This is a genomic window from Sphingomonas sp. PP-CC-3A-396 (assembly GCF_004343105.1).
In the GTDB taxonomy this organism is placed as follows: Bacteria; Pseudomonadota; Alphaproteobacteria; order Sphingomonadales; family Sphingomonadaceae; genus Sphingomonas.
Genome location: NZ_SLYF01000001.1, coordinates 41246 through 65885, shown reverse-complemented (window position 1 = coordinate 65885; position 24640 = coordinate 41246). Strand labels below are relative to the sequence as shown.

Below are 24640 nucleotides of genomic sequence, written 5' to 3'. Positions count from 1 at the left end.
GTCAAGTCGCCGCAATCGCAGGAACATTCCGCCAGTTTGGCGCTTGTAGTCCTCGGAATGTACGACCCCGCGATCGACGGGGCCGGCAGCCGCAGGACAGCAATTAGGAGGTTCCTATGGTCTACGAACGCAACACCCGAGATCGCCAGTCGGGCGACTATTACGGTCGGCCGAACTCGAACGATTATGGTCGCGATTTCCGCGCGGACGGTGGCGGGTATGGCCGTTCCAGCGCGCGCGAATATGAAGCCGCCGGCGAATATGACCGCGACGACAACCGCAGCGGTCGCGGCCAGGGATATCAGGGGCGTGACGACCAGGGACGCGGCGATCAATATGGTCGCGAGCAGGGCGGTCGTGACTATTATGGCGGCCACAATGACCGCTCGCAGCCATCGGGCGGCGACCGCTACGGACAGTCACGCTACGGCCAGGGATCAGGCCAGGGTTATGGCCAGCAGTCCTACGGCCAGCGCAGCCAGGGTTCGGGCGATACCGAATATCATGGCAGCTATGCGTCGGACGGCCGCCGCTTCGAGGACGTAGGCCGCAACCGCGACGCCGATGACGACAACCGCAACTCTTCGCGCGGCGGCAGCCGAAACGAGGGGCGTGATTATGGTCGCCAGCCACAGGGCTATGACTATGACGATCGCGGGTTCATCGCGCGCGCAGGCGACGAAGTTCGCTCGTGGTTCGGTGACGACGAGGCGGAGCGTCGCCGCGAAGCCGATGCACGCTATGACGAGCGGTCCTATGGCAACTCGGACAATCGTGCGTTCGGCAATCGCTCGTCGAACACGCACGACGACCATTACCACAGCTGGCGCAGCACGCAGATCGCGGCGCTCGACCGTGACTATGACGAATATCGCAACGAGAACCGCTCGAAGTTCGAGAACGAGTTCTCGTCGTGGCGCAATGAGCGGCAGGGCCAGCGTAGCTCGCTGTCGCTGGTTACCGAGCATATGGAAGTCGTCGGGTCTGACGGCAGCCATGTCGGCACTGTCGACAAGGTGAAGGGCGACCGGATCCTGCTGACTAAGAACGACCGCGATGCGGGCGGCGTGCATCACTCGATTCCGTCGCGCTGGATCAAGACCGTCGACGGCAAGGTGACGCTGTCGAAGTCGGCCGATGAGGCCAAGGCGGCGTGGAAGGAAGAAGAGCGCAACTCGGCGATGTTCGAGTATGGCGATCGCACGGGCGGCGACAAGAAGGATACCGGCAGCAGCGGTTATGCTTCGAGCACGCAGACGGGCAGCACGGCGACCGGCACGGCATCGGGTACCGGCACGACCCCCGGCAGCACCACGACCGGCGGCACCACCACTGGCACGACGTCCGACACGCTCGGCAAGTCGGGTTCGACCACGTACTAACTGGTTGAAAGCGTGGCTGGCGTTGCATGATGTCAGTCGGAAAGGGGCCCGGGCGGAAACGTCCGGGCCTTTTTGCAGATTGCGTTAAGTGTGTGTTTCGCCATACCCGCAACACGAATAATCAAGACAGGAGCAAGTTTATGGCCCGTGCATGGAGCCTGAAGGCACGTCCGCAAGGCATGCCGAAGCATACCGACTTCGCCATGATCGATCTCGACACGGCCGCGCTCGGCGTCGGCGAGGTGCGGATCGCCAATCGCTGGCTGTCGGTCGACCCGTACATGCGCGGGCGGATGAACGACGTGAAGAGCTATGTCCCGCCGTTCGCGCTGGGCGAGGCGATGCAGGGCGGCGCGGTCGGCGAAGTGGTCGAGAGCAACGACGACGGCATCAAGGTCGGCGACATGGTGCTGCACATGGCCGGCTGGCGCGACGAGGCGGTCGTGCCGGCCGCGCAGGTGCAGAAGCTGCCCGCGCTCGACGTACCCGCGCAGGCGTTTCTGGGTCAGCTCGGCATGCCGGGAATGACCGGGTATTTCGGCCTGCTTCAGGTTGCCGAGGCGAAGGCGGGCGACACGGTGTTCGTGTCGGCGGCGGCGGGTGCGGTCGGCTCGACCGTCGTGCAGGTCGCCAAGGCCAAGGGCATGACGGTGATCGGCTCGGCCGGCGGCGCGGAAAAATGCGCTTGGGTGAAGTCGCTCGGTGCGGATGCGGTGATCGACTACAAGAGCGACGTGCCGGTGGTGAAGGCGCTCGGCGAGGCTGCTCCGAAAGGTATCGACGTGTATTTCGACAACGTCGGCGGCGAGCATCTCGACGCGGCGCTGGCACATGCGAACATGCATGCGCGGTTCGCGGTGTGCGGGATGATCGACGTGTACAACAGCGGCGCGGCGACGCAGTTGAAGTACCTCGCGCGGCTGATCGGTAACCGGATCCAGATCCGCGGGTTCATCGTCAGCGACTACATGAATCGCGCCGAGGAGTTCTACAAGGACATGGGCGGGATGCTGGCTGCGGGGACGCTCAAGCGGCAGGAAACGGTGCACGAGGGGCTCGAGACGATGCCGGATGCGTTCCTGGGGCTGTTCTCGGGTGGGAATACGGGGAAGATGCTCGTCAAGGTTTGAGCGGGAGTTGGCCGGGGGATGCGCTTAGGCATGTGTTCCGGCCGCTCTCTTGTTCTCCCGCGAAGGCGGGAGCCCAGTCTGGGTCCCCGCCTTCGCGGGGAAACAAGCTGAGCTAGGTCCCCGCTACAGCCACTTCGCCTGCTTGAACTTCACGTACAGCGCGGCGCAGACGATCCCGATCACACCCAGCACGACGAAATACCCGTACTCCGTCTTCAACTCGGGCATGTTCTCAAAGTTCATGCCGTAGATCCCGGCGATCGCGGTAGGCACGGCGAGGATCGCGGCCCAGGCGGCGAGTTGGCGGGTGATCGCGCCGGTGCGTTGCTGTTCGAGCAGGTTGCTGAATTCGAACACCGAGGTCAGCACTTCGCGCAATCCCTCGACCATCGTCTGGACGCGGCGGACGTGGTCGAGCACGTCGCTGAAATACGGTTTCGCCTCGGTATCGATGCAAGGGAGGTCGAGGCGGACGATCTTGCCCGCGACCTCGCCCATTGGCCCGAGGATGCGTTGAAAGCGGATCATTTCGCGTCTCAGACCAAAAATACGGACAATTTCGTCGCGGCCGAGGAAGGCGTCGATGGTGCGTTGCTCCATCGCCAGCACCTCGTCCTCGATGCTCTCGACGATCGGGAGGTAGCCGTCTACGACGTAGTCCAGAATTGCGTGGAGGACGTAGTCGACGCCGTTGATGAGCAAGGTGGGCGCGGCTTCGAGCTGTTCGCGGAGTGCCTTGTGCGAGCGTGCCGAGCCGTGGCGGACGCTGATGATGTGACTGTGGCCGACGAAGATCGCGGTTTCGCCGTACGCGATCTTGTCGTCTTCGAGTTGCGCGGTGCGCGCGACCACGAACAGCTGGTCGCCGTACACGTCGACCTTGGGCAGCTGGTCAGCCTTGATCGCGTCCTCCACTGCCAGCGGGTGGAGGTTATACTGATCCTTCAGCGTCCGCATTTCCTCGGCCGACGGATCGCAGATGCCGATCCAGACGAACTCCGAGCGATCCGCGGGGCAATCGACCTTTTCGTCGATCGAGACCGCGCGGACACGCTTGCCATGACGATAGAGATACGCGGCGACGACCGTCATGGAGCCTCTGAATTACGCTAACGAGGCTCGCGCCGGTATCAGAACGCCGGGAGCACCGCACCCCGATAATGCTGCTCGATGAAGGTCTTGGTCGCCGGGCTACGCAGTGCGGCGATCAGTTTCACGACGCGCGGGTCCTTCTCGCCGCCGGGAAGGCCGACGACGAAATTGACGTAGGGGCTGTTCTTGTCCTCGATCGCGAGCGCGTCGCGGACCGGGTTGAGCTTCGCGTCGAGCGCGTAATTGGTGTTGATCAGCGCCAAATCGACCTCGCCTAGCGTACGGGGCAGGGTGGCGCCTTCCAGTTCCTTAAACTGCAGGTTGCGCGGGTTGGTGGCGATGTCGTTGAGGCTCGACAGCGGGTTGGTCGGGTTCCGGAGCGTGATCAGCCCGGCCTTCTGGAGCAGCAACAGCGCGCGGCCGCCGTTGCTCGGCTCGTTCGGGATCGCGACGGTGGCGCCATTGGGGATCTGCGCGATCGACTTCCACTTGCGCGAATAGGCGCCGAGCGGTTCGACATGGACGCCGGCGTAGGTCACCAGATGCGTGCCGCGCGAGGCGTTGAACTGGTCGAGATACGGCTTGGTCTCGAAGTAACTCACGTCGATCTGCTTCTGCTCGACTTGGAGATTGGGCTGGACGTAGTCGTTGAAGACACGGATCTGGAGGTCGACGCCTTCCTTGGCGAGGCGAGGCTTGATCGATTCCAGGATTTCGGCGTGCGGCACCGCGGTTGCGGCGATCGTCAGCGTCTTGCCGTCGTTGGTCTTGGCACCACCGCAGGCGGCGAGCGCGAGCAGCGAGAACGAGGCGAGCAGGGTGCGACGGTTCATGCGAATTCCTAGCGGCGGGTAAAGTGGCGGGCGAGCGCGTCGCCGGCATATTGGATGATCTGGACGAGCACGACCAGCAGCACGACGGTGACAACCATGACGTCGGTCTGGAAGCGCTGATAGCCGAACCGGATCGCGAGATCGCCGAGACCGCCCGCGCCGACCACGCCCGCCATCGCGGTGAACGATACGAGCGCGACCGCGGTGACGGTCGCGCCGGCGATCAGCCCGGGGAGCGCCTCCGGGATCAGCGCGCCGGTGACGATCTGGCGCGTGGTGGCGCCCATCGCCTGCACCGCCTCGATCGTGGTGCGGTCGACTTCCTTGAGCGAGCCTTCGACGAGACGCGCATAGAAGGGCGCCGCGCCGACGACGAGCGGCGGGATTGCGCCGGCGACGCCTAGCGATGTGCCGACCAGCATGACGGTAAGCGGGATCATCACGATCAGCAGGATGATGAACGGGACAGAGCGCAGGATGTTGACGATGACGCCGAGCACGACGTTGGCGACGCGGTTCTGCGACAGGCGGCCTTGGCCGGTGAGGTAGAGCAGAACGCCGAGCGGCAGGCCGAACGCGATCGTGAGGATCAGCGACCCGCCGAGCATGATCAGCGTGTCGAGGCACGCCTGATTGATGTCGGACCAATCGATGTTGGCGAAGAAGCTCATGCCGCCAGCGCCGCCAGCATACGCTGCGTTGCCGGGTGGGTGGCGTTGGCGAAGATGTCGGTGACGTCTCCGGTCTCGACGATGCGGCCGCGTTCGAGGACGGCGACGCGGTCGCAGACGTAGCGGACGACGTCCATTTCGTGCGTGATCAGGACGATCGTCAGGCCGAGGTCTCGGTTCAGCTCTCGGAGAAGGGTCAGGACCGAGCGGGTGGTTTCGGGATCCAGCGCGCTGGTCGCTTCGTCGCAGAGCAGGATGTCGGGGTCGGTGGCGAGCGCGCGGGCTATGCCGACGCGCTGCTTCTGGCCGCCGGAGAGTTGGGCAGGGTATTTGGCGGCGTGATCGGCGAGGCCTACGCGGTCGAGCAACGCGGCGACTTTCGTCTCGCGTTCGGCTTTGGATACGCCCGCGAGCACGAGCGGGAACGCGACGTTTGCCGCGACCGTGCGCGACGAGAGCAGTCCGAAGTTCTGGAAGATCATGCCGATCCGGCGGCGCAGCGCGCGCAGGTCCGCTGCCGACAACGCGGCTACGTCGACACCATCGACTTCGACCCGGCCCGAAGTCGGGCGTTCGAGCGCATTGATCAGGCGGATCAGCGTCGACTTGCCTGCGCCGGACTGGCCGATGACACCGAACACGCCGCGCGCCGGGATCTCCATCGACACGCCGTCGAGGGCAGCCGCTCCGCTTGCCGGGTAGGTTTTAACGACGTCAGTTAGGCGGATCATGCGGTGCCCATGACCTGCGCGGCGAACCGCTCCATTTCCTCGGCCTGCGGGCTCATCTGGAGCAGCAGCAGGTCGAGACCGGCCGCCTCGTACTCTTCCACGCGCTCCTTCAACTGCTCCGGCGTGCCGACCAGATTGGGGCGCAGGCCACGGTTGGAGACGGAGTATTCCTGGATCTTCATCTCGCGTTCGAGCTGCGTGCCCGACAGCCACTGGTCGAAATTCGCATAGCCCGAGGGGAGTTCGGTCACGCTGGTGATGCGCTCCAGCTCGCGCTTCGCCTCGGCCTCGCTGTCGCGGACGATCGCGTAGGCGGCCATGCCGTATTGCATCGGCGCGCCGCCAGCCGCCTCGCGTCGCGCGGCCATGTCGGCGATCTTCGGTGCGATCGCATCTGCCGGGTCGCCGTGCATGACGTACGCGTCGCACTGCGCGGCGATCATCGCCTTGGCCTTCTCGCTCTCGCCGCCCGCGTAGACAGTCGGGCGCTTGACGGGTTTGGGCGAGCAGATCGCCTGCTGCGTGGTGTAGAACTGGCCCGCGAAGTCGAACCGCTCCTGCGTCCACAGCCCGTCGACGACGGTCAGCCACTCGGCGGTACGCGCGTAGCGATCGTCGTGCTGGTCGAACTGGAGGCCGTATTGCTTGGCCTCGTCCGCCCACCAGGACGACACGACGTTGAGCGCGAGGCGACCGCCCGAAATGCGGTCGATGTTCGCCGCCGCCTTGGCGAACAGCGCGGGGTGGTGGAAGTTCGGGCGGACCGCGACCATCAGCTCGATACTGTCGGTCACCGCCGCCAGCGCCGCCGCGGTCGACCATGCGTCGAGCGCAGGCTGTTCGATGCCCTTGATATCGTTGAGGTTCAGCTCGGCGATCAGCGTTAGGTCATAGCCCCAGCGCTCGGCATTCTGCGTCAGCGCCTTGGTGTACGCCCAACTCGCCTCCATGCCCTCGTCGGGGACGTTGCGGAGCCAGCCGCCGAAGACGGGAGTCCAGTAACCATAGCGCATCAGCGGGCCTTCTCGATCTGTTCGATCAGGTAATCGACGAGGCGGTCGTGCGGATCCCAGCCGAGTACATCCAAGGGCTTGGCCACGAAGTTCGATAGCGCGTTGATGTCGTAGAAGCGGGCGACGCCGTCGCGGTCGTCGATCATCACCTCGACTCCGCCGACGTCGAGATCGACCGCGCGGGCGATCGCCTCGGCGGCGTCCTTCAAGGTCTGCGAGGGCTCGACCGCGGCCATTTTGATGCCCGAGCCGGGGACGACACACGCATCTGCGGGGCAGAGATCGAATGCGCCGCCGCCCGCGACGTCGATCGCGTAGAGGAATTTGCGGTCGAGCGTCTCGATCCGGGTGATCGCGCCGTCGCGGACGGGGACGTATTCCTGGACCAGTAGGACGCCGTCGACGCTGCTTGGGAGGCCGGCGTCGGCTACGGCGGTGCGCAACTCTTCGCGGCTGTCGAAGCGGATTATGCCGGCGCCCGATCCGCCTATGTTCGCCTTCACGACCAGCGGGAAGCGGAGCGTCTGCGCGGCGGGGACGACGTCGGCGGCGCGGTGGACCACGCGTGTCTCGGGGATCGCGAGGCCGAGCGAGGCGATCAGCGACAATTGCCGCGCCTTCGACGCATCGATCGCGAGGACGTCGGTGCCGTTGATCACGCGCGCGCCGGTGCGGCGCCAGTGATCGAGCATCGCCATCGTGTCGAAGATCGGATGCTCGTCGTCGCGCAGGAAGCTCGACATCGCGATGCGGTTGAAGACGACGGGGGCGGGGGCGCTCTGGTCGGCAGGGTTCCAGAAGCCGTCGGGTTTGGCGCGGGTGAACGCGACGCCGCGGCGGTCGAGGGCGGCGAACAGCGGTTCGAACCAGAGCGGGTGCTCGTAGAGAATGGCGAGATCGGTCATCGCTCTCCGGATACGCATTGCGCGCGGGCGTGCAAACCCAAGCAATAGTTTGGCACGCGCAATTTCGCATCGTTCCCGGCTGACGTTCTCGGCTGACAGGGCGCGTTTGCCGCGGTAGCCTTGGTCATGATCTTGAAAACGCTTGGCGCTTCGCTCGTCCTTCTCTGTGCCGTTTCCGGCTCGGCGCAAACCGTCGTTCCAGCCGCACCGGCCACGCCTGTTCCGGCCGAGGCGGTGCCGGCGGCGACCGTCTCGATCGTGATGACGACCAGCGAGGGGCCGATCACGCTGGCGCTCGAGAAAGAGCGCGCGCCGCTGACGACCGCGAACTTCCTACGTTATGTCGACCAGAAGCGGCTCGATGGGGTGACGTTCTATCGCGCGATGAATCTGGGGCAGGGGACCGGGCTGATCCAGGGCGGGCCGCAGAACGATCCCAAGCGCATCTTGAAGCCGGTGGCGCACGAGCCGACCAGCAAGACCGGGCTGTCGCATGTCGACGGGACGATCTCGCTGGCGCGGTTGGCGCCGGGTACGGCGACGGCGGATTTCTTCATTACCGTCGGGCCGGTGCTAGCGTTGGATGCGAACCCGACGGGGAGTGGGGACGTCGCGGGGTATGCGGCGTTCGGGCATGTCGTCGAGGGGATGGACGTGGTGAAACGCATCCTTGCTGCGCCGATTTCGGCGACTGCTGGGGTCGGGGTGATGAAGGGGCAGATGATTGCCGCGCCGGTTAAGATTTTGACGGTTCGGCGGGCGAAGTAGGGGAGGACTTTACGTCACCTCATCAACGCCGCCACCCCGGCGAAGGCCGGGGCCCAGTTGGAAAGGTTGCAGTAACGGCGGACTGTGCGTCGTTATCGCCGTCCCCCAACTGGGCCCCGGCCTTCGCCGGGGTGGTGGGGCTGGGGCGGTTGGACCGAGACACAGAGCGCCGCCTAGCCGTTCTCCCGCGGACGCGGGGGCCCAGCTAAATATAGGGCGGTGCCTGTGGCTCCTGGGCCCCGGCGTTCGCGAGGGAACAAGGAACAGAAGTGTAGTTGGTAACAGGGAGTTCTCGAACGCGAACTCGACTGCGTTAGGCGGCGACGGCGTCCGCTTTCGTCGCCATCCATGCTTCGGCTTTCGCCAGAGCAGGGGCGTCGTCGACGTCGATCCAGTCGATGTCGCTGCAATCGACGATCCGGGCTAGGCCTTGCGCGGCCAGCAGGCGGACGCCTTCGGTCAAAGACGGGCTGGCGAGCGTTGCCAGCGCATCCGACAGCGCAGGGCCGATCGCGAAGACGCCGGTGTCGTAGCAGTCGTGGGGTTCGAGGCCCTTGCCGATCGCGACGATGCGGTCGCCTTCGGTCGCGACGCAGGTGACGTCCTCGGGGTCGACCCAGTCATGGCCGAGGCGCCGGTCGATGCCGAGGCGAAGACCACCGCCAGCGCCGGCTTTCGCCATGCGGGCGTAGAGTTCGGGGCTGACGAGGTGGTCGCACATTGCGAGAATCGCTTCGCTGCCCGCCAGCGCGTCGCGTGCCGCGAGGACCGAGACGCCATTGGGTTCGCGGTGGTCGGCGAGGACTGTCTCGACCTTCAGCGGCCAGCGCCGGCTCGCTAAATACGCTTCGATCGCCTCACGCCCGTAGCTCACCGTCACGATCGCCCGCGCAAAGCCGGCCTCGGCCAGCCCCTCAAGCGCGTGGGTGATCAACGGCCGCCCCGCAACCGCGCATAGCGGCTTGTACGGGGCGGAGGTGCGAAGGCGGCTGCCTTCCCCGGCGGCGAGGATGATCGCCGTTTGAATCCGGGGCGTCTCGATCATGTCAGGCAGCCTTGATGAACCGCTCGACTTCGATCTGTGCGAGATCGTCGGTCATCTGCGTGCGCGGGTGCTTGCAGAAATAGGCCGAGGCAGGGTCGATCACGCCGGCGATGCCGCGATCCTTGGCAATCTTAGCGCAACGGATCATGTCGATCGCGACACCCGCCGAGTTGGGGCTGTCCTCGACCGAGAGACGCAGCTCGATGTTCATCGGCACGCCGCCGAACAGCTGGCCTTCCATGCGCAGGAAGCAGACCTTGTTGTCGTTCTGCCAGGGGACATAGTCCGACGGACCGATATGGACGTTGTCGTCGTCCATGCGCTCGGCCGCAACCGACTGGACGGCTTCGGTCTTCGAGATCTTCTTCGACTCGAGCCGGCGATGGTTCGACATGTTGAGGAAGTCGGTGTTGCCGCCGGTGTTGAGCTGGTAGGTGCGATCCAGCTTCACGCCCCGCTTGGCGAACAGGTCCGTCAGCACGCGGTGGACGATCGTCGCGCCAAGCTGCGCCTTGATGTCGTCGCCGATGATCGCGACGCCGGCGTCTTCGAACTTCTTCGCCCAGACCGGGTTCGAGGCGATGAAGACGGGGATGTTGTTGACGAACGCAACGCCTGCTTCGATCGCGCATTCGGCGTAGAATTCGGTGGCTTCCTGCGAACCGACCGGCAGATAGTTCATGAGCACGTCGGCGCCCGATGCCTTCAGCTCGGCGATGACCTCTTCACGGGTCGGCTCGGCGGCGTCCGAAACGAGGAACGTGCGGTCGTCCTTGAAGTCGGCCATGTGGTCGGCAACGCCGTCCAGCTTCTTGCCCATCTTCACGATCGTGCCGGTGTTGCTCACGTTCGGTGCGAACACCGCGGTGCAGTTGGGCTTGGCGAAGATCGCCTCGGCGACGTCCTTGCCCACCTTGCGGCGATCGACGTCCCAGGCCGCGACGACCTTGATGTCGCTCGGCTTGTAGCCACCCATGTCGAAATGCATCAGGCCGACCTGGTCGTTGGCGCCCTCACGGTAATGCTCGAGGCCTTGCACGAGCGAGCTCGCGCAGTTGCCGATGCCGACCACGGCGATCCGAATGCTATTCATTACTGACCCTGTTCCTTACGAAAGATGCATGCGCGACGCGGTCTTTGGTCGCGTTGCAGAAGTATTACGAACGAAAGCCCGCTCGACACGACGGTGCCAGACGAGCCCGACGATGGCCACGAGCGTCAGAGGGACGATCTCGAACCACCAGAAGATGCGTGGGTTGCCCGCGAAGCAGGCGACGAAGATCGCCCATACCCGGACATTCGCGGTAAGCAAGGCCATGAAGCGCAAAGGGGCGACGGCGCGAGCCCCGTACAGCGCACCGAGTGCGACCGGATCGCTCGATTGGCCGAGCGTCCGTTCGAACGGCATGGCGATCCGGTCGATGCTGCTCGCGACCCCGTCATAGAAGCGGACGAGCGCGTTGCCGGTCGGGACGGGGGGCGCTTCGAGCGCGACGCCCTTGATCCGGCGATGGAAGCGCGAGCGCTCGCCCTCGTACATGCTCGACTGCACCGCGTGCGCGCCACCGGCGGCGAAGGCGAGGATCCAGGCTTCGGGCGTGTCGATCGTCAGCGCGAGCGAGATGTAGATCAGTGCGAAGACGCCGTGATCGCACAATCCGTCGAGCATCCTGCCGAGCGGGCTCGCGGTCTTGGTCGCGCGCGCGACCATGCCGTCGAGTCCGTCGGCGATAAGCCAGCCGATCGACAGCACGAGACCGACCAGCGCCAGCGCCCAATTGCCCCATTGGGTATAGGCGAGCGCGGCAGCTCCGCCGAGACAGAGCCCCATGACCGACACCGCATTCGCGGAAATTCCACGCGCCAACGCGAGCGGCAAAAGCGCACGGCCTGCCGGGTGTATCAGCCAAAGGTTAGATGGGATCTCGATCCGGCGATCGCGCGATCCATCCGGTGGAGCCACTGTCATAGGATTTTCATAATGCGCCGCGCGGGCGGTTTATGCAAGGTAGCGCAGCTAACCCTATGGAACGCTTGACCGCAATTCTTCGATCCACGCCGTCGCGATCCCGTCCGACGGCGCCCGCCAATCGCCGCGCGGCGACAAGGCGCCGCCCGCCGAGACCTTCGGGCCGTTGGGCATCGCCGACCGCTTGAACTGGCTGGTCGTGAAGAACCGGAACAGGAATTTTTCCAGCCATTTCCGGATCGTCGGCAGGTCGTAGGCGATGCGCGCATCGGCGGGCAGGTCCTCCGGCCACGCGCCGACGCTCGCGTCGCGCCATGCGTGCCACGCCAGAAACGCGATCTTCGAGGGGGCGAGGCCGTGGCGGATCACGTAATGCGCGAAGAAGTCGTTGAGCGCGTACGGCCCGATCATCGACTCGGTGCTCTGCAACGCGCCGTCCGCGCCTGCCGGCACGAGCTCGGGCGAAATCTCCTGCGCAAGGATCGTCGACAGGATCGCATCGGTCGCCGCGTCATACTGGTCGGTGCGGATACACCAGCGGATCAGGAACTGGATCAGCGTCTTCGGCACGCCGCTGTTGACCGCGTAATGGCTCATCTGGTCGCCGACGCCGTAGGTGCACCAGCCAAGCGCCATCTCGCTGAGGTCGCCGGTGCCGAGCACGATCCCGCGGCGCTGGTTGGCGAGACGGAACAGGTAATCGGTGCGCAGCCCGGCCTGCACGTTCTCGAAGGTGATGTCGTAGACGGGTTCGCCTTCGCTGAACGGGTGGCCGATATCCTCCAGCATGCGGCGGGCGGCGGGCTTGATGTCGATCTCTTCGGCGGTGATGCCCAGTGCGTGCATCAGAGCCCAGGCGTTCGCCTTGGTCCCTTCGCCGGTCGCAAAACCGGGCATCGTGAAACCGAGGATGTTGGCCCGCGGGCGGCCGAGCCGGTCCATCGCCTTGGCCGCGACGATCAGCGCGTGCGTCGAGTCGAGCCCGCCGGAGACGCCGATGACGATCGTCTCGGCATGCGCGGAGACCAGCCGCTTCGACAGCGCCTCCACCTGGATGTTGAACGCCTCGTAGCAATCGTCGTCGCGCCGCGCGGAGGCGTTCGGGACGAATGGGAAACGGCGGATTGCGCGCTCGAGACCGCCGTCGGTCAGCACCGGCGCGTGATCGAACGCGATCCGTCGGAAGCGCGTTTCGGGGTTGCCGGCGAATATCGCCGCATCGTTGAACGTGCCGTTGCGCAGACGCTCCTGCGTGATGCGTTCGCAGTCGATGTCGGCGATCACCAGTTCGGGTTCAGTCGAAAACCGCTCAGACTCGGCGATCTGCTCCCCGAGTTCGTGGATCAGGCCTTGGCCGTCCCATGCGACTTCGGTCGTGCTCTCGCCCGGTCCCGCGGCGGAATAGATATAGGCACACGCCGCGCGCGCGGATTGCGACGCCGCCAGCATCGCCCGCTCGCGTGCCTTGCCGATGACGATATTCGATGCCGATAGGTTGCAGCAGATCAGCGCCCCTGCGAGCGCGCCCGCGGTCGAGGGCGGGGTAGGGGCCCAGTAATCCTCGCAGATCTCGGCATGGACCACGAAGCCGGGCAGGTCGCGCGCGGCGAAGATCAGGTCGGTGCCGAACGGTACCTCGGCACCGTCGAGGTCGATCGTCAGCCCGGTCAGGCCGGCGCCGCTCGCGAACCAGCGCTTCTCATAGAATTCGCGGTAGTTGGGCAGGAACGTCTTTGGCACCACGCCCAGCACGCGCCCGTGCGCGATCGCCAGCGCGCAGTTATACAGCCGCCCGTTGCGCACCAGCGCCGCCCCCACCAGCAACACCGGCCGCAAGGTCGCGCTCGCCTCGACCACGGTGGCGATCGCCGTCAGCGTCGCGCGCTGCTGCGCGGTCTGGAGATGCAGGTCGTCGATCGCATAGGAGGTGAGGTTCAGTTCGGGGAACACGACGAGGTCGACGCCCTTCGCGTCCGCCTCGCGTGCCAAGGCGATCGTGGCCTCGGCATTCGCGGCGGTATCCCCTACCGACGCGCGCGGTGTGGCGGCGGCGACCCGGATCAGGCCATGGCTGTGGATCGCGTAGAATGGGTGCGTCATGCCGCACCGATACAAGTGCACGGCCGCGCGCGCTACCTGCTTGCCGAGGCGCTCACGTCACCGCGAGGCGTTCGGCAAAGGCCGGATCGCGCCAGGCTTCGGTTTCGAGGATGTCCCTCAGGATGTCGCCAGCGCGCCAGACGTCTTCGTGGCTGAGATACAAGGGCGTCAGGCCGAGGCGGAGGATGTCGGGATCGCGGAAGTCGCCGATCACCCCGCGCGCGATGAGCGCCTGCGTCAGTGCATAGGCTTCCGGGTGGCGGAAGCTGATGTGGCTGCCGCGGCTGGCGGGGGCTCGGGGGCTGACGCAGTCGAGGCCCAACGCGTCGCCGGCGGCGGCGAGGATGGCGAAGAGCTGTGCGCTCTTGGCGGCGACGGCGTGCTGGTCGATGTCGGCCCAGAGGTCGAGTGCGGTTTCCAGCGCGGCGGTCGAGAGCATCGCCGGGGTGCCGGCGAGCCAGCGCTTCATGCCGGGCGCGGGGCGGTAGGCATCCTCGAACGCGAACGGCGCGGCATGGCCCATCCAGCCGGAGAGCGGGCTGGCGAGCGAATCCTGCCAACGTTTGGCGACGAAGAGGAACGCCGGCGCACCGGGGCCGCCGTTGAGGTATTTGTACGTGCAGCCAACCGCGAGATCGGCGTTCGCGGTGGTCAGGTCGATCGGGACGGCGCCGACGCTGTGGCTCAGGTCCCAGAGCATGAGCGCGCCGGTATCGTGCGCGCGGGCGGTCCACTCGCGCATGTCGAAGCGGTCGCTGGTCTTGTAGTGGACGTGCGTCAGCAGCAGCACCGCGGTGTCGTCGTCGAGCGCGGCGGCGAGATCTTCGCGCGCAACCACCTTGAGGTGCGCGCCGGGGACGCAGGCGACCGCGCCCTCGGCGATGTGGAGGTCGGTCGGGAAGTTGCCGGCTTCGCTGACGACGGTGTGGCGCCCCGGGTTGCTGCGCAATGCGGCGATTAGCGCCTTGAACAGATGCGTCGAGGTGGTGTCGCCGATGATCACCTCGTCCGTAGCGGCGCCGATCAGCGGGGCGATCTTGGCGCCGATCCGCTGCGGCGCGTCGATCCAGCCTTCGTTCCAACTGCGGATGAGGCGGTCGCCCCATTGGCGGGTAGCGACATCGGCGAGCGTGGCGGGGGTCGCCTTGGGCAGCGCGCCGAGCGAGTTGCCGTCAAGGTAGATCACGCCGTCGGGAAGCGCGAACCTGTCGCGGTAGGCGGCGAGCGGGTCGGTCGCGTCGAGCGCGCGGGCGTCTTCGAGGGTCACTTGGTCATTCCCAGGTCGGTAAGGATCAGACACTTTGCTTCTGCCCAGGCGGGCGTTTCGGGGGCGATCAGTTCGACATGGCCGGTCGCGGGGATCGTGTGCAGCGTGGCGGTATCGCCGGCCGCGGTCGCCTTGGCGACATAGTCGGTGGCCATGACGAAGGGGATGATCCGGTCCTCGCGGCCGTTGATCAGGTCCTGCTTTACGCCGAGCGGGAGCAGGCGCGGGACCGACGTGTCGGCATAGATGTCGGGGTGCTGCGGCGTCGACGTGCCGACGAGCTGGGTCACGACCTCGGTGCCGCAGCCGTTTTCGGGGTTCGCCGCGGTGGCTTCGAGATCGGGGAGACCGCCGAGGCTGATGACATGGTCGATGCGGAGCGGATGCGCGCTGTAGAGCGCGCTCGTCTTTGCAATCCGCGGGCGGGCGGCGAGCCAGAGCGCGAGGTGACCGCCGGCGGAATGGCCGATCGCGACGACGCGGCGTGTGTCGAGATTGAACGTCTTCGCGTTTACGGTGAGTTGGTCGGCGGCTTTCGCAGCGTCCTGGAACGTGCCGGGATAGCCGCCGCCACTCCGGTCGACGCCGCGATAGTCGATGTTCCACACCGCGACGCCCGCCTTGCGCAGGTCGTCGGCGACCCAGTTCATCAGGCTGCGATCGGCGATGCTGGTCGTCCAGCAGCCGCCATGGACCATCACGACCACGGGCAAGGGGCCTTTGCCACCGGTCTTTCCCTTAGGGAGCCAGACGTCGACCTTCTGCATCTGGTCGGTTCCATAGGCGATCGTCGCGTCGGGCGTCGGCTTGGGGCGGGCGGTGAGCACGGACCAGGTAAGCAGGTCGGCGGCGGCGGGCATCGGCATCGTGGCCAATGGTAGCAGCAAGGCAGTGGCGAGGAATAGGCGCATCCGGCGACGCTAGCCGACCGTCATCGACCTGTCCCGTCCGTAGACGCCGCGTCGTAAATTTTGCCCCGAACCGGGCGAAAGTCGGCGTAGAGAAGATGTAGAAGTGATCTGCGGCCACGCGGATCGAGCACGGGGGTGCGCCTTGAAGATCCTGGTGTTGTCGAGCCTGTACCCGAATGCCGTGCAGCGGCGTCACGGGATCTTCATCGAGCACCGTGTCGGTCATGTCGCCCGGCCCGGCGACGAGGTTCGCGTGGTCGCGCCCGTGCCGTGGTTCCCGAGCGCCGATCCCCGGTTCGGGCGCTATGCCGAGTTCGCGAACGCGCCGCATGCCGCGGTGCGCCGCGGCGTAACCGTGACCTACCCGCGCTATCCGGTGGTGCCGAAGATCGGCATGATCGCCGCGCCGTGGCTGATGGCGGCGGCGCTGTACCGGCATATCGCGCGGATCCGCCATGAGTTCGATTTCGACGTGATCGATTCCTATTATCTCTATCCGGACGGCGTCGCGGCGAGCCTGCTTGCGCGGAAGTTCGATCGGCCGTTCGTGATGAGCGCGCTCGGGTCGGATGTCAGCCAGATCGCGCAGTATGGCGCCGAGCGGGCTATGATCCTGGCGGCGATCGATCGGGCCAGCGCGACGACTGCGGTGGCGGCGGCGTTGCGCGACGAACTGATCGCGATCGGCGCATCGCCCGATAAGGTCTGCGTGGTCGAGCACGGCGTCGATCTCGTGCTGTTCTCGCCGCCTGCCGACCGCGTGGCCTTGCGACGGCGGATGGGGATCACGGCGCCGACGGTGTTGTCGGTGGGTCACCTGATCGATCGCAAGGGGCATGACTTCGCGATCCGCGCGATCGCGACTTTGCCCGACGTGCGATTGATGATCGCCGGCGACGGGCCGCGCGAGGGGGCGTTGCGCGCGCTGGCGGCCAAGCTCGGCGTTGCGGGACGCGTGGATTTCCTCGGCCATGTCGACCAGCATCGATTGCCCGACCTGTACGGCGCGGCGGATCTGACCGCGAGCTGCTCCGACCGCGAGGGAATCGCCAACGTGCTGCTCGAGTCACTCGCCTGCGGAACGCCTTTGGTGGCGACGCCGGTATGGGGTTCGCCCGAGGTGGTGCGCGTGCCAGAGGCTGGCGTGCTGACCGCGGATCGATCGGATGCGGCGATCGCCGAGGGGATCGCGCGGTTGCTCGCCGACCTGCCCGATCGGGGCGCGACGCGGACTTACGGCGAGCGCTACGACTGGCGCGAAACCGGGCGGCAGCATCGTGCGCTGCTTGCCGCGGCGGTTGCCGGGCATGTCCCCAAGGCACGACGAGAACAAAAGGTGACGATGACGCGCGGGATGCTTTGATCGTTACGCGCGCGGCTGCTATCGATGCGTGCAATGGCCAGCAGTGATTTCAAAGACCCCTTCGACAGCATCGTCGACGCCCCCTTCGATAGCGCGCTCAGCGAGCGGTATCTGGTCTATGCGTTGTCGACGATCACGGCGCGGTCGCTGCCCGACGTCCGCGATGGGATGAAGCCGGTGCATCGGCGGCTGCTGTGGGCGATGCGGCTGCTGAAACTCGATCCGGCGCAGGGCTACAAGAAGTGCGCGCGGGTCGTCGGCGACGTGATCGGCAAATACCATCCGCATGGCGACCAGTCGGTCTACGACGCGATGGTGCGCTTGGCGCAGTCGTTCGCGATGCGGTATCCGTTGGTCGACGGGCAGGGCAATTTCGGCAATATCGACGGCGATAACGCGGCTGCCTACCGCTATACCGAGGCACGGCTGACGCAGGTCGCGATCGACCTGATGGATGGGCTGGACGAGGACGCGGTCGCGTATCGCCCGACCTATAATGGCGAAGACCACGAGCCCGAGCTGTTCCCGGGGCTGTTCCCGAACCTGCTGGCGAACGGCGCGAGTGGGATCGCGGTCGGGATGGCGACGAGCATTCCGCCGCACAACGCCGCCGAGTTGCTGGAGGCGGCGATCGTGCTGATCGACCGGCCGGATGCAGACGACGCGGCGATCCTGGAGCATGTGAAGGGGCCGGACTTCCCGACCGGTGGTCTCGTGGTCGATCCACCGGCCGTGATCCGCGAATCCTATGCGACCGGCCGGGGCGGGTTCCGCGTCCGCGCGCGCTGGGAGACCGAGCGCGAGAAGGGCGGCGGCTGGCAGCTGATCGTCACCGAGATCCCGTACGGCGTGCAGAAGGGCAAGCTGATCGAGCAGATCGCCGAGCTGATCAACGCCAAGCGCCTGCCGATCCTCGCCGACGTGCGCGACGAATCGGATACCGAAATCCGCATCGTGCTCGAACCGCGGAGCCGCACGGTCGATCCGCAGATCCTGATGGACGGGCTGTTCCGGCTGACCGACCTCGAGACGCGAATCAGCCTCAATCTCAACGTGCTCGACAAGGATCGCACGCCGCGGGTGATGAGCTTGCGCGAGGCGCTGGCGGCGTGGGTCGATCACCAGTTCGTGGTATTGCGCCGGCGGACCGAGCACCGGCTGAGCAAGATTGCCGACCGGGTCGAGCTGCTCGACGGCTATCTGATCGCGTATCTCAATCTCGACCGCGTGATCGAGATCATCCGCACCGAGGACGAGCCGAAGAAGGTGATGATCACCGAGTTCGCGCTGACCGATCGCCAGGCCGAGGCGATCCTCAACATGCGGCTGCGCAGCTTGCGGCGGCTCGAAGAGTTCGAGATCAAGACCGAGCGCGACAAGCTCGACAAGGAGCAGGCGACGCTGGCCGCGTTGCTCGCCGATCCGAAGAAACAGCGCGCGCGGATGAAGCGCGACATGGCGAAGATCCGCGATCGCTATGGATTGGAGACGGTGCTCGGCAAGCGGCGCACGACGATCGAGGAGGCCGCACCGACGCGCGACATTCCGCTCGAGGCGATGATCGAGCGCGAGCCGATCACCGTGATCCTGTCGCAACGCGGCTGGATCCGGGCGATGCGTGGGCACAACGATCTCGCCAGCCCGGAGGCGCTGAAGTTCAAGGAGGGCGACGGCCCGGCGTTCGCGTTCCATGCGCAGACGACGGACAAGTTGCTGCTCGCGGCCGAGAACGGGCGGTTCTACACGCTGGCGGCGGACAAGCTGCCGGGTGGGCGCGGGTTTGGCGAGCCGGTGCGGGCGATGATCGACCTCGACGGCAGCGTCGGGATCGTCGCGCTGCTGCCCGCGAGCAGGCATCCGAAACTGCTGATCGTCGCGACCGATGGGCGTGGCTTCTCGGTGAGCAGCGCGGACGTGATTGCCGAGACGCGCAAGGGCAAGACGGTGATGACGCCGCGGCCGGGCGCGCAGTTGAAGATCGTCCGGCCGATCGGGCCGACCGACGATTACGTCGCGGCGATCGGCGATAACCGGAAGATGCTGGTGTTCCCGCTCGCCGAACTGGTCGAGATGACGCGCGGGCAGGGGCTCCAGTTGCAGCGCTACCGCGATGGGGGGCTGGCGGATGCGATCACCTTCACCTTCGCCGAGGGTTTGAGCTGGGCGATGGGCGGCGGGAGCGGGCGGCAAAGAACCGAATCGGACTTGGGGCCGTGGCGTGCAGCGCGCGGTGCGGCGGGAAGAATGCCGCCGACGGGCTTCCCTCGCGACAATCGTTTTGGCTGATCCAGCGCATAGCGCGCTGTAAAATCGTGCGATTGGCTAAAACTGACAGATAACCGGTCTATTCGGTTCCTTCAGGACGTCTTAACGAAGGTCGGCTAGGCAGGGGCATGGCATCGATGGCCCCGGAAGCGATAGCGCAGAACATTGTTGCGACCGACCTGGTCGCACGGGCGCTTGAACTCATCCCAATTCCCGCGGCGCATCTCGTGCTGACCGGAGGCCAGTTCGAGCTGTTCGCAATGAATCGTGCGTACCGGCTCGCGGGCCTCGGTGTCGTGGCGGAACGGTCGCCGATGATCGTCGATCTTGCGCCGCGTATCGTCGCCTTTCTCGAATCCCAGCTGATCCGGACGGATTTCGAATGGGTGCTCGGCGACGCAATCGACTGTCGCTATTACCGCGTGACGATCGCCCGTTCGTTCGCCGCATTCCGCGACCGTTGTACGATCAGCTTCGTCGACCAGACGTCGCAGGTTCAGACCGAGCGCAGCCTCCGGCGCGAAATGACCACCGATAGCCTGACCGGGCTGCCCAACCGCGAAGGGTTCGAGGACCTGATCGAGGCGGGCGAGGATCGTAGCGCCAACGCCGTCCTCGCGATCGATATCGACCGGTTCGGGCGGTTGAATTCGTGCCTCGGTTCGTTGGCGGGCGACGAATTGCTGATCACCGTGGCGCGGCGGATCAAGGGCGCGCTCCGCGCAGGCGATACGCTGGCACGGATCGGCGGCGACCAGTTCGGTATCCTGATGGCGCTCGACGGCAATCGTGGCGAGGCCCATGCGCTGGCCGAGCGGATTCAGCGCACGCTGACGGCACCATTCCGCCTGACCGATTACGAGATCAGCGTCGAATGCTCGGTCGGGATCGCCTATGGCGCCGACGAAGCCGAGGACGTCGCGGAACTGATCCGTCACGCGCAGTTCGCCGTGAAACGCGCCAAGGCCAGCGGCCGCGCCGAAAGTTACCTGCCGCAGGACCTTGCGATCGCACGCGCGCAGTTCAGCATGGAGACCGCGCTGCGGCGTGCCATCGCGAACCGCGAGTTGCGGCTGGCGTATCAACCGATCTGCGATCTCGCGACCGGGCGGATCGTATCGTTCGAGGCGCTGGCACGCTGGACTGACCTCGACGGCCACGTGCATTGTCCGACGGATTTCATTCCGGTGGCCGAGGAATCGGGGTTGATCGTTCCGCTCGGACGCTGGGCGATCGACGAGGCGGCGCAGACCTTGGCGCGCTGGGACGAACGCTTCGGGGGTCATTGCGGCGTCAAGGTCGCGGTCAACCTGTCCGCAATCCAGCTGCAGCGCGACGACATTGCTCCGGTCCTGAGCGCTGCGTTGGACTCGACCGGCCTGACCGGTGACCGGTTCACGCTGGAACTGACGGAAAGCGCGATCGTGTCCGATCCCGACCGGATCGCGGGGACGATGCATGCGCTGAAGGCGCTCGGTACGACGCTGGCGATGGACGATTTCGGGACGGGGTACTCGAACCTCGCCTATCTCCAGAAACTGCCGATCGATGTGCTGAAGATCGACCGCAGCTTCGTGACGGGGATGCTCGCGGACCGCGACAAGGTGTCGATTGTCCGCGCGATCCTGAGCTTGGCGCAGGCGCTCGGGATGAAGACGACCGCCGAGGGGATCGAGACCAACGAACTCGCGCAGACGCTGGCGGCGCTGGGGTGCACGTTTGGGCAGGGATATTTCTATGCGAAGCCGCTTGAGGCGGATGCGGCGTTTGCGATGATTGCGCCGTAGAGTTGGGGGTGCGCATCGATCGGCTTTGTTCTGAGCGCCGCCAACGCAGCTGCCACTGTCATGCCCGTGGCGCGCTCTAGTCCAACCGCTACCGTCGTTTCAACGGCTACCGTCGTCCCGACAGCTCACCGTCCGAGCAGCACCTGCCGTCCCGACAGTCCACCGTCCCGACAGCAAGACATCCCAACCGCGCCCGTCATCCCAGCGAAAGCTGGGATCTCCTCGTGGAGCGTCCAGCACGCGCCAACCGGGATACCCCAGCTTTCGCTGGGGTGACGGTCGAGGGGCGGGCGAGTCCGAAGGGGCAGGCGAGTCCCACGGGTCGGGCGAGTCCGACGAGGCGGGCGAGTCCGGCGGCGCGGGGGTCTGACGGGATGGGCAGAACTGAGGGGACGGGCGGGGCGCTGCGGTGAAGCGGGCAGGATACTTGATCCACACCCCGACGATCCTCCCCCGCCAGAGGGGGATTGCGGATCCGGCAGGTCTGCCGCGCTAGTTCAGCGCCGCTGCCACCATTCCGTCGGCGATCACGGCGACCCGTGTCGCGTCGGGGAAGCCTTCGACGATCCACTGTGTCTCGACCTTGCGCAGCATCGCCGCGACATCCGGGCCTTTGCGGAGGCCGCGTTCGACCAGGGCACCGCCCGAGAACGGGAATGCGGGTGGTGTCCAGTCCTTGATCGTGGCCACGTCGTCGCCCGCGATCAGTAGTCGATCGATCGCGCCGGCCGTGCCTGCGCGATAGGCGAGCGCCTGGGGGCCCTCCTCGCCGGGGCCGGCGGTGGCGGCGATCAGGCGTTTGCGGTCGGTGTTCGATAGCTTTAGCCGCGCGCCGACGGCTTCGGCCGCGGCGGGCGCGATCGTCATGGCGAGGCGGCGGATCGGGTCGGGGGCGATGCCGGCCGCGGCTTCGCGGTCGGCTAGGAGGGCGAGACGTTCGGCTCCGGCGGCGTCGATCTCGGGGAGGACGGCGCGGAAAATGCCGCGCTCTACCATCAGCGCGACCACCGGCACGGCATTGGCGGCGACCAGCAGTTTGAGCACTTCGCTCGCTATCCGTTCGCGGGAGAGCGCCATCAGGTCGTTGGCGCGCGCGGTGCAGGCGTCGAGCCCGGCTTTGTCGATCATGGTGCCGAAGCGCGCGTGGAACCGGAAGAAGCGGAGGATGCGGAGGTGATCCTCGGCGATCCGCTGCAACGGGTCGCCGATGAAGCGCACGCGTCGTGCCGCGAGATCGTCGAGCCCGCCGAAATAATCGAAGATCTCGCCGGTCGCGGGATCGGCGTAGAGCGCGTTCATCGTGAAGTCGCGCCGCGCCGCGTCTTCGCGCCAGTCGTCGGTATAGGCTATGATCGCGTGGCGACCGTCGGTCGAGACGTCGCGGCGCAGCGTCGTCACCTCGACCGGCCCGGCGGCGGTGACCGCGGTGATCGTACCGTGCGCGAGTCCGGTCGGGACCGCCTTGATCCGCGCGTCCTGGAGACGCTCGATCACCTCCTGCGGGGGCAGGCGGGTGGCGATGTCGACATCGGCGACGTCGATCCCGAGCAGCGTATCGCGCACGGCGCCGCCGACGAAGCGCGACTCGCCCTCTGCCGCACCCAGAACCTTGGTCAGTGCTGCAAGGCCGTCACGGTCGCGCCACGGCGCGGACGGGAGGATCAAGACCACCTCAGGCGGCGGGCGAGGTTGACGATCATCGCCGCGGTCGCACCCCAGATGCGGCGCTCGTTCCACATGATCTCGTAATAATGCCGGTCATGGCCCTGCCATTCGAGCGTCGCCTCGACATGGTTCGCCTCGTCGAGAAGGAACGCGAGCGGGACTTCGAAGACGCTGGCGACCTCCGCCTCGCTCGGCGTGAAGATCAGGTCCGGCGGGATGATGCCGATGACGGGCGTTACCTGGAAGCCGGTGACGGTGCGGTAGCTGTCGGCCTCGCCGATCACCTGCACCCTGTCGCGGGGGAGTGCGATTTCCTCCTCCGCCTCGCGCAGCGCGGCGGTGACGACGTCCTCGCCGGGATCGATCCGGCCGCCGGGGAATGCGATCTGGCCGGGATGGCGGCTCATCGTGTCGGTGCGCTGCGTCAGGATCACGCCGGGATCGGCGCGATCGGTGACCGCGATCAGCACCGCCGCGGGGAGCAGCGTGTCGGCGGCGGTGAGATCGCCGTCATGCTGGTCGCCGGTGAGCAGGATCATGTGCGATCCGGCGCCCTTGGCCAGTGCCGCCGCCAACCGTTCCGTCAGGCTCATGCGGCGGGCTCCAGCGGAAAGAACGCGCCATCGCTCCACAGACCGGCGGGCGTTTCCCCATCGGCGATCGCGCGCTCGGCGAGGTCGTAATAGACCGAGCGGACCACCAGCGCCTCCATCCCACCGCGGACGGCGAGGTAGGGTCGCGGGCCGCCATCGCCATCGGCTGTATCCTCGACGAAGCGCAACGGATGCTCGGGGCCTGCGGTGACGAGGTCGCCGGTGTTGAGCCGGAAGGCGAGCTTCGAGTCCCGACCGCTGCCCTCGGCCTTCATTTCGACCGCGATGAACGGCGCGTCCTCGACCTCGATATCGAGCTTTTCGACCGGGGTGACGAGGACGTGGCTGCCATCGGCCTCACGACGCAGGATCGTCGAGAACAGCCGGACCATCGCCGGACGCCCGATCGGCGAGCCCTGATGATACCAGGTGCCGTCACGCGCGATCCGCATCTCGCTGTCGCCGCAGTGCGTCGGGTTCCATTTCTCGACTGGCGGCAATTTGGCCTCTTCGACGAGCTTGGCGATCTCGGCGAGGCTGAGCGAGGCGATATCGGGAATGGGATCCATGGGCATGGCGGCGGACTAGGCGGGCAGGGGGCCGAGGTAAAGCGGCGCCTTATGCGGATGCGGTGACCGGCAAGCGGGGCCCCAGCATGCCGGTAGCGTCCGGCACCGCATCGCCGCGCGCGAGCAGGCGGTGACGTTCGACCGGACCGGGTGCGTTCCAGCGTGCGGTACGCTCGGCGGTGAAGCCGAAGAAGCGGCCATAATAGTCGGGATCGCCGATCAGCATCAGCGCATCGTCGAGGCCGGTGGCGGCTGCGGCGTTGAGCGCGCGCGCCATCAACCGCCGGCCGATACCGTCGCCCTGATGCGTCGGCTCGACCGCGACCGGGCCGACCATGACGAGCGGGATCTGGTTGGAATCGTCGACCAGCGCGATCGGCCAGCACTGGATCGAGCCGACCAGCACGCCGTCCTCGAGCGCGGCGAAGCTAAGCGCGGCGATCGCCTTGCCGGCACCGCGGATCGTGTAGGCGGTGCGCGCGAACCGATCGGGCCCGAACGCGCGGTCGAGCAGGAACTCGACCGCGGTCGAGTCGATGCTGTCGAGGGGGACGAGAGTGATCACCGGCATCTCCTGCCCC

Annotated in this window: 22 protein-coding genes; 6 read left to right on the top strand and 16 right to left on the bottom strand. The window is 66.4% G+C overall.

Annotated elements, in window-relative coordinates:
- The first annotated feature begins 116 nt into the window (after positions 1-116).
- Complete coding sequence (locus tag C8J40_RS00315) at positions 117-1382, top strand: DUF2171 domain-containing protein (protein WP_132895320.1); 1266 nt, start codon at positions 117-119, stop codon at positions 1380-1382.
- A 140-nt stretch (positions 1383-1522) separates the two neighbouring features.
- Positions 1523-2512 (top strand): NADP-dependent oxidoreductase, encoded by a 990-nt coding sequence (locus C8J40_RS00310; protein ID WP_132895319.1) that lies wholly within the window; start codon positions 1523-1525, stop codon positions 2510-2512.
- A 123-nt stretch (positions 2513-2635) separates the two neighbouring features.
- Here the strand turns inward: C8J40_RS00310 and C8J40_RS00305 are convergent, their stop codons facing one another.
- Genes C8J40_RS00305 through C8J40_RS00280 form a run of 6 tightly spaced genes read right to left on the bottom strand, consistent with a single transcriptional unit; the run spans position 2636 to position 7757 of the window.
- Positions 2636-3604, bottom strand: coding sequence for a magnesium and cobalt transport protein CorA (locus C8J40_RS00305; protein WP_132895318.1), 969 nt, complete (start codon positions 3602-3604; stop codon positions 2636-2638).
- A 38-nt stretch (positions 3605-3642) separates the two neighbouring features.
- Entirely contained in the window at positions 3643-4437 is a 795-nt protein-coding gene (locus C8J40_RS00300) for a MetQ/NlpA family ABC transporter substrate-binding protein (protein ID WP_132895317.1), read from the bottom strand.
- A gap of 8 nt (positions 4438-4445) precedes the next feature.
- The gene (locus tag C8J40_RS00295; RefSeq protein WP_132895316.1) at positions 4446-5108 is read right to left on the bottom strand and encodes a methionine ABC transporter permease; all 663 of its coding nucleotides are present in this window, start codon (positions 5106-5108) and stop codon (positions 4446-4448) included.
- A complete protein-coding gene (locus C8J40_RS00290) occupies positions 5105-5839 on the bottom strand; it encodes an ATP-binding cassette domain-containing protein (protein ID WP_132895315.1) in 735 nt (244 codons plus the stop codon). The genes C8J40_RS00295 and C8J40_RS00290 overlap by 4 nt, the downstream gene beginning before the upstream one ends.
- Positions 5836-6852 carry an LLM class flavin-dependent oxidoreductase gene (locus tag C8J40_RS00285; RefSeq protein WP_132895314.1) on the bottom strand — a complete coding sequence of 339 codons (1017 nt, stop codon included), beginning with the start codon at positions 6850-6852 and terminating at the stop codon, positions 5836-5838. The genes C8J40_RS00290 and C8J40_RS00285 overlap by 4 nt, the downstream gene beginning before the upstream one ends.
- On the bottom strand, positions 6852-7757 hold the full coding sequence (locus C8J40_RS00280) for an alpha-L-glutamate ligase (RefSeq protein WP_132895313.1): 906 nt from the start codon (positions 7755-7757) through the stop codon (positions 6852-6854). The genes C8J40_RS00285 and C8J40_RS00280 overlap by 1 nt, the downstream gene beginning before the upstream one ends.
- A gap of 126 nt (positions 7758-7883) precedes the next feature.
- On the opposite strand from C8J40_RS00280, the gene C8J40_RS00275 reads away from it, so the two are divergent.
- On the top strand, positions 7884-8525 hold the full coding sequence (locus C8J40_RS00275; protein ID WP_132895312.1) for a peptidylprolyl isomerase: 642 nt from the start codon (positions 7884-7886) through the stop codon (positions 8523-8525).
- Positions 8526-8838: 313 nt separating this feature from the next.
- Here the strand turns inward: C8J40_RS00275 and C8J40_RS00270 are convergent, their stop codons facing one another.
- Genes C8J40_RS00270 through C8J40_RS00245 form a run of 6 tightly spaced genes read right to left on the bottom strand, consistent with a single transcriptional unit; the run spans position 8839 to position 15817 of the window.
- Entirely contained in the window at positions 8839-9570 is a 732-nt protein-coding gene (locus tag C8J40_RS00270; RefSeq protein WP_132895311.1) for an NTP transferase domain-containing protein, read from the bottom strand.
- Position 9571: 1 nt separating this feature from the next.
- Positions 9572-10663, bottom strand: coding sequence for an inositol-3-phosphate synthase (locus C8J40_RS00265; RefSeq protein ID WP_132735585.1), 1092 nt, complete (start codon positions 10661-10663; stop codon positions 9572-9574).
- 15 nt (positions 10664-10678) lie between these two features.
- The gene (locus tag C8J40_RS00260) at positions 10679-11539 is read right to left on the bottom strand and encodes a CDP-alcohol phosphatidyltransferase family protein (RefSeq protein WP_132895310.1); all 861 of its coding nucleotides are present in this window, start codon (positions 11537-11539) and stop codon (positions 10679-10681) included.
- 54 nt (positions 11540-11593) lie between these two features.
- Complete coding sequence (locus C8J40_RS00255) at positions 11594-13639, bottom strand: NAD(+) synthase (RefSeq protein WP_132895309.1); 2046 nt, start codon at positions 13637-13639, stop codon at positions 11594-11596.
- 52 nt (positions 13640-13691) lie between these two features.
- Positions 13692-14906 (bottom strand): kynureninase, encoded by a 1215-nt coding sequence (kynU, locus tag C8J40_RS00250; RefSeq protein WP_132895308.1) that lies wholly within the window; start codon positions 14904-14906, stop codon positions 13692-13694.
- Positions 14903-15817, bottom strand: a complete 915-nt coding sequence (locus C8J40_RS00245) for an alpha/beta hydrolase (protein ID WP_243693145.1) — start codon at positions 15815-15817, stop codon at positions 14903-14905. Before C8J40_RS00245 ends, kynU begins: the two co-directional genes overlap by 4 nt.
- Before the next feature lie 142 nt (positions 15818-15959).
- On the opposite strand from C8J40_RS00245, the gene C8J40_RS00240 reads away from it, so the two are divergent.
- The 3 genes from C8J40_RS00240 to C8J40_RS00230 all read left to right on the top strand — a co-directional run bounded on the left by C8J40_RS00240 (position 15960) and on the right by C8J40_RS00230 (position 21232).
- Positions 15960-17180 carry a glycosyltransferase gene (locus C8J40_RS00240; RefSeq protein WP_132895307.1) on the top strand — a complete coding sequence of 407 codons (1221 nt, stop codon included), beginning with the start codon at positions 15960-15962 and terminating at the stop codon, positions 17178-17180.
- 33 nt (positions 17181-17213) lie between these two features.
- Entirely contained in the window at positions 17214-19466 is a 2253-nt protein-coding gene (parC, locus tag C8J40_RS00235) for a DNA topoisomerase IV subunit A (protein ID WP_132895306.1), read from the top strand.
- Between the two features lie 107 nt (positions 19467-19573).
- Complete coding sequence (locus C8J40_RS00230; protein WP_132895305.1) at positions 19574-21232, top strand: bifunctional diguanylate cyclase/phosphodiesterase; 1659 nt, start codon at positions 19574-19576, stop codon at positions 21230-21232.
- 492 nt (positions 21233-21724) lie between these two features.
- Here C8J40_RS00230 and C8J40_RS00225 read toward each other — a convergent pair whose 3' ends face one another.
- From C8J40_RS00225 to C8J40_RS00210, 4 genes are read right to left on the bottom strand one after another with little or no spacing between them, the layout of a single operon-like run.
- On the bottom strand, positions 21725-22897 hold the full coding sequence (locus C8J40_RS00225) for a CCA tRNA nucleotidyltransferase (protein WP_132895304.1): 1173 nt from the start codon (positions 22895-22897) through the stop codon (positions 21725-21727).
- Entirely contained in the window at positions 22894-23490 is a 597-nt protein-coding gene (locus tag C8J40_RS00220) for a CoA pyrophosphatase (RefSeq protein WP_132735565.1), read from the bottom strand. Before C8J40_RS00220 ends, C8J40_RS00225 begins: the two co-directional genes overlap by 4 nt.
- The gene (locus tag C8J40_RS00215) at positions 23487-24065 is read right to left on the bottom strand and encodes a DUF1285 domain-containing protein (RefSeq protein WP_132895303.1); all 579 of its coding nucleotides are present in this window, start codon (positions 24063-24065) and stop codon (positions 23487-23489) included. The genes C8J40_RS00220 and C8J40_RS00215 overlap by 4 nt, the downstream gene beginning before the upstream one ends.
- A gap of 43 nt (positions 24066-24108) precedes the next feature.
- Positions 24109-24624, bottom strand: coding sequence for an N-acetyltransferase (locus C8J40_RS00210; protein WP_132895804.1), 516 nt, complete (start codon positions 24622-24624; stop codon positions 24109-24111).
- Positions 24625-24640: the final 16 nt, after the last annotated feature.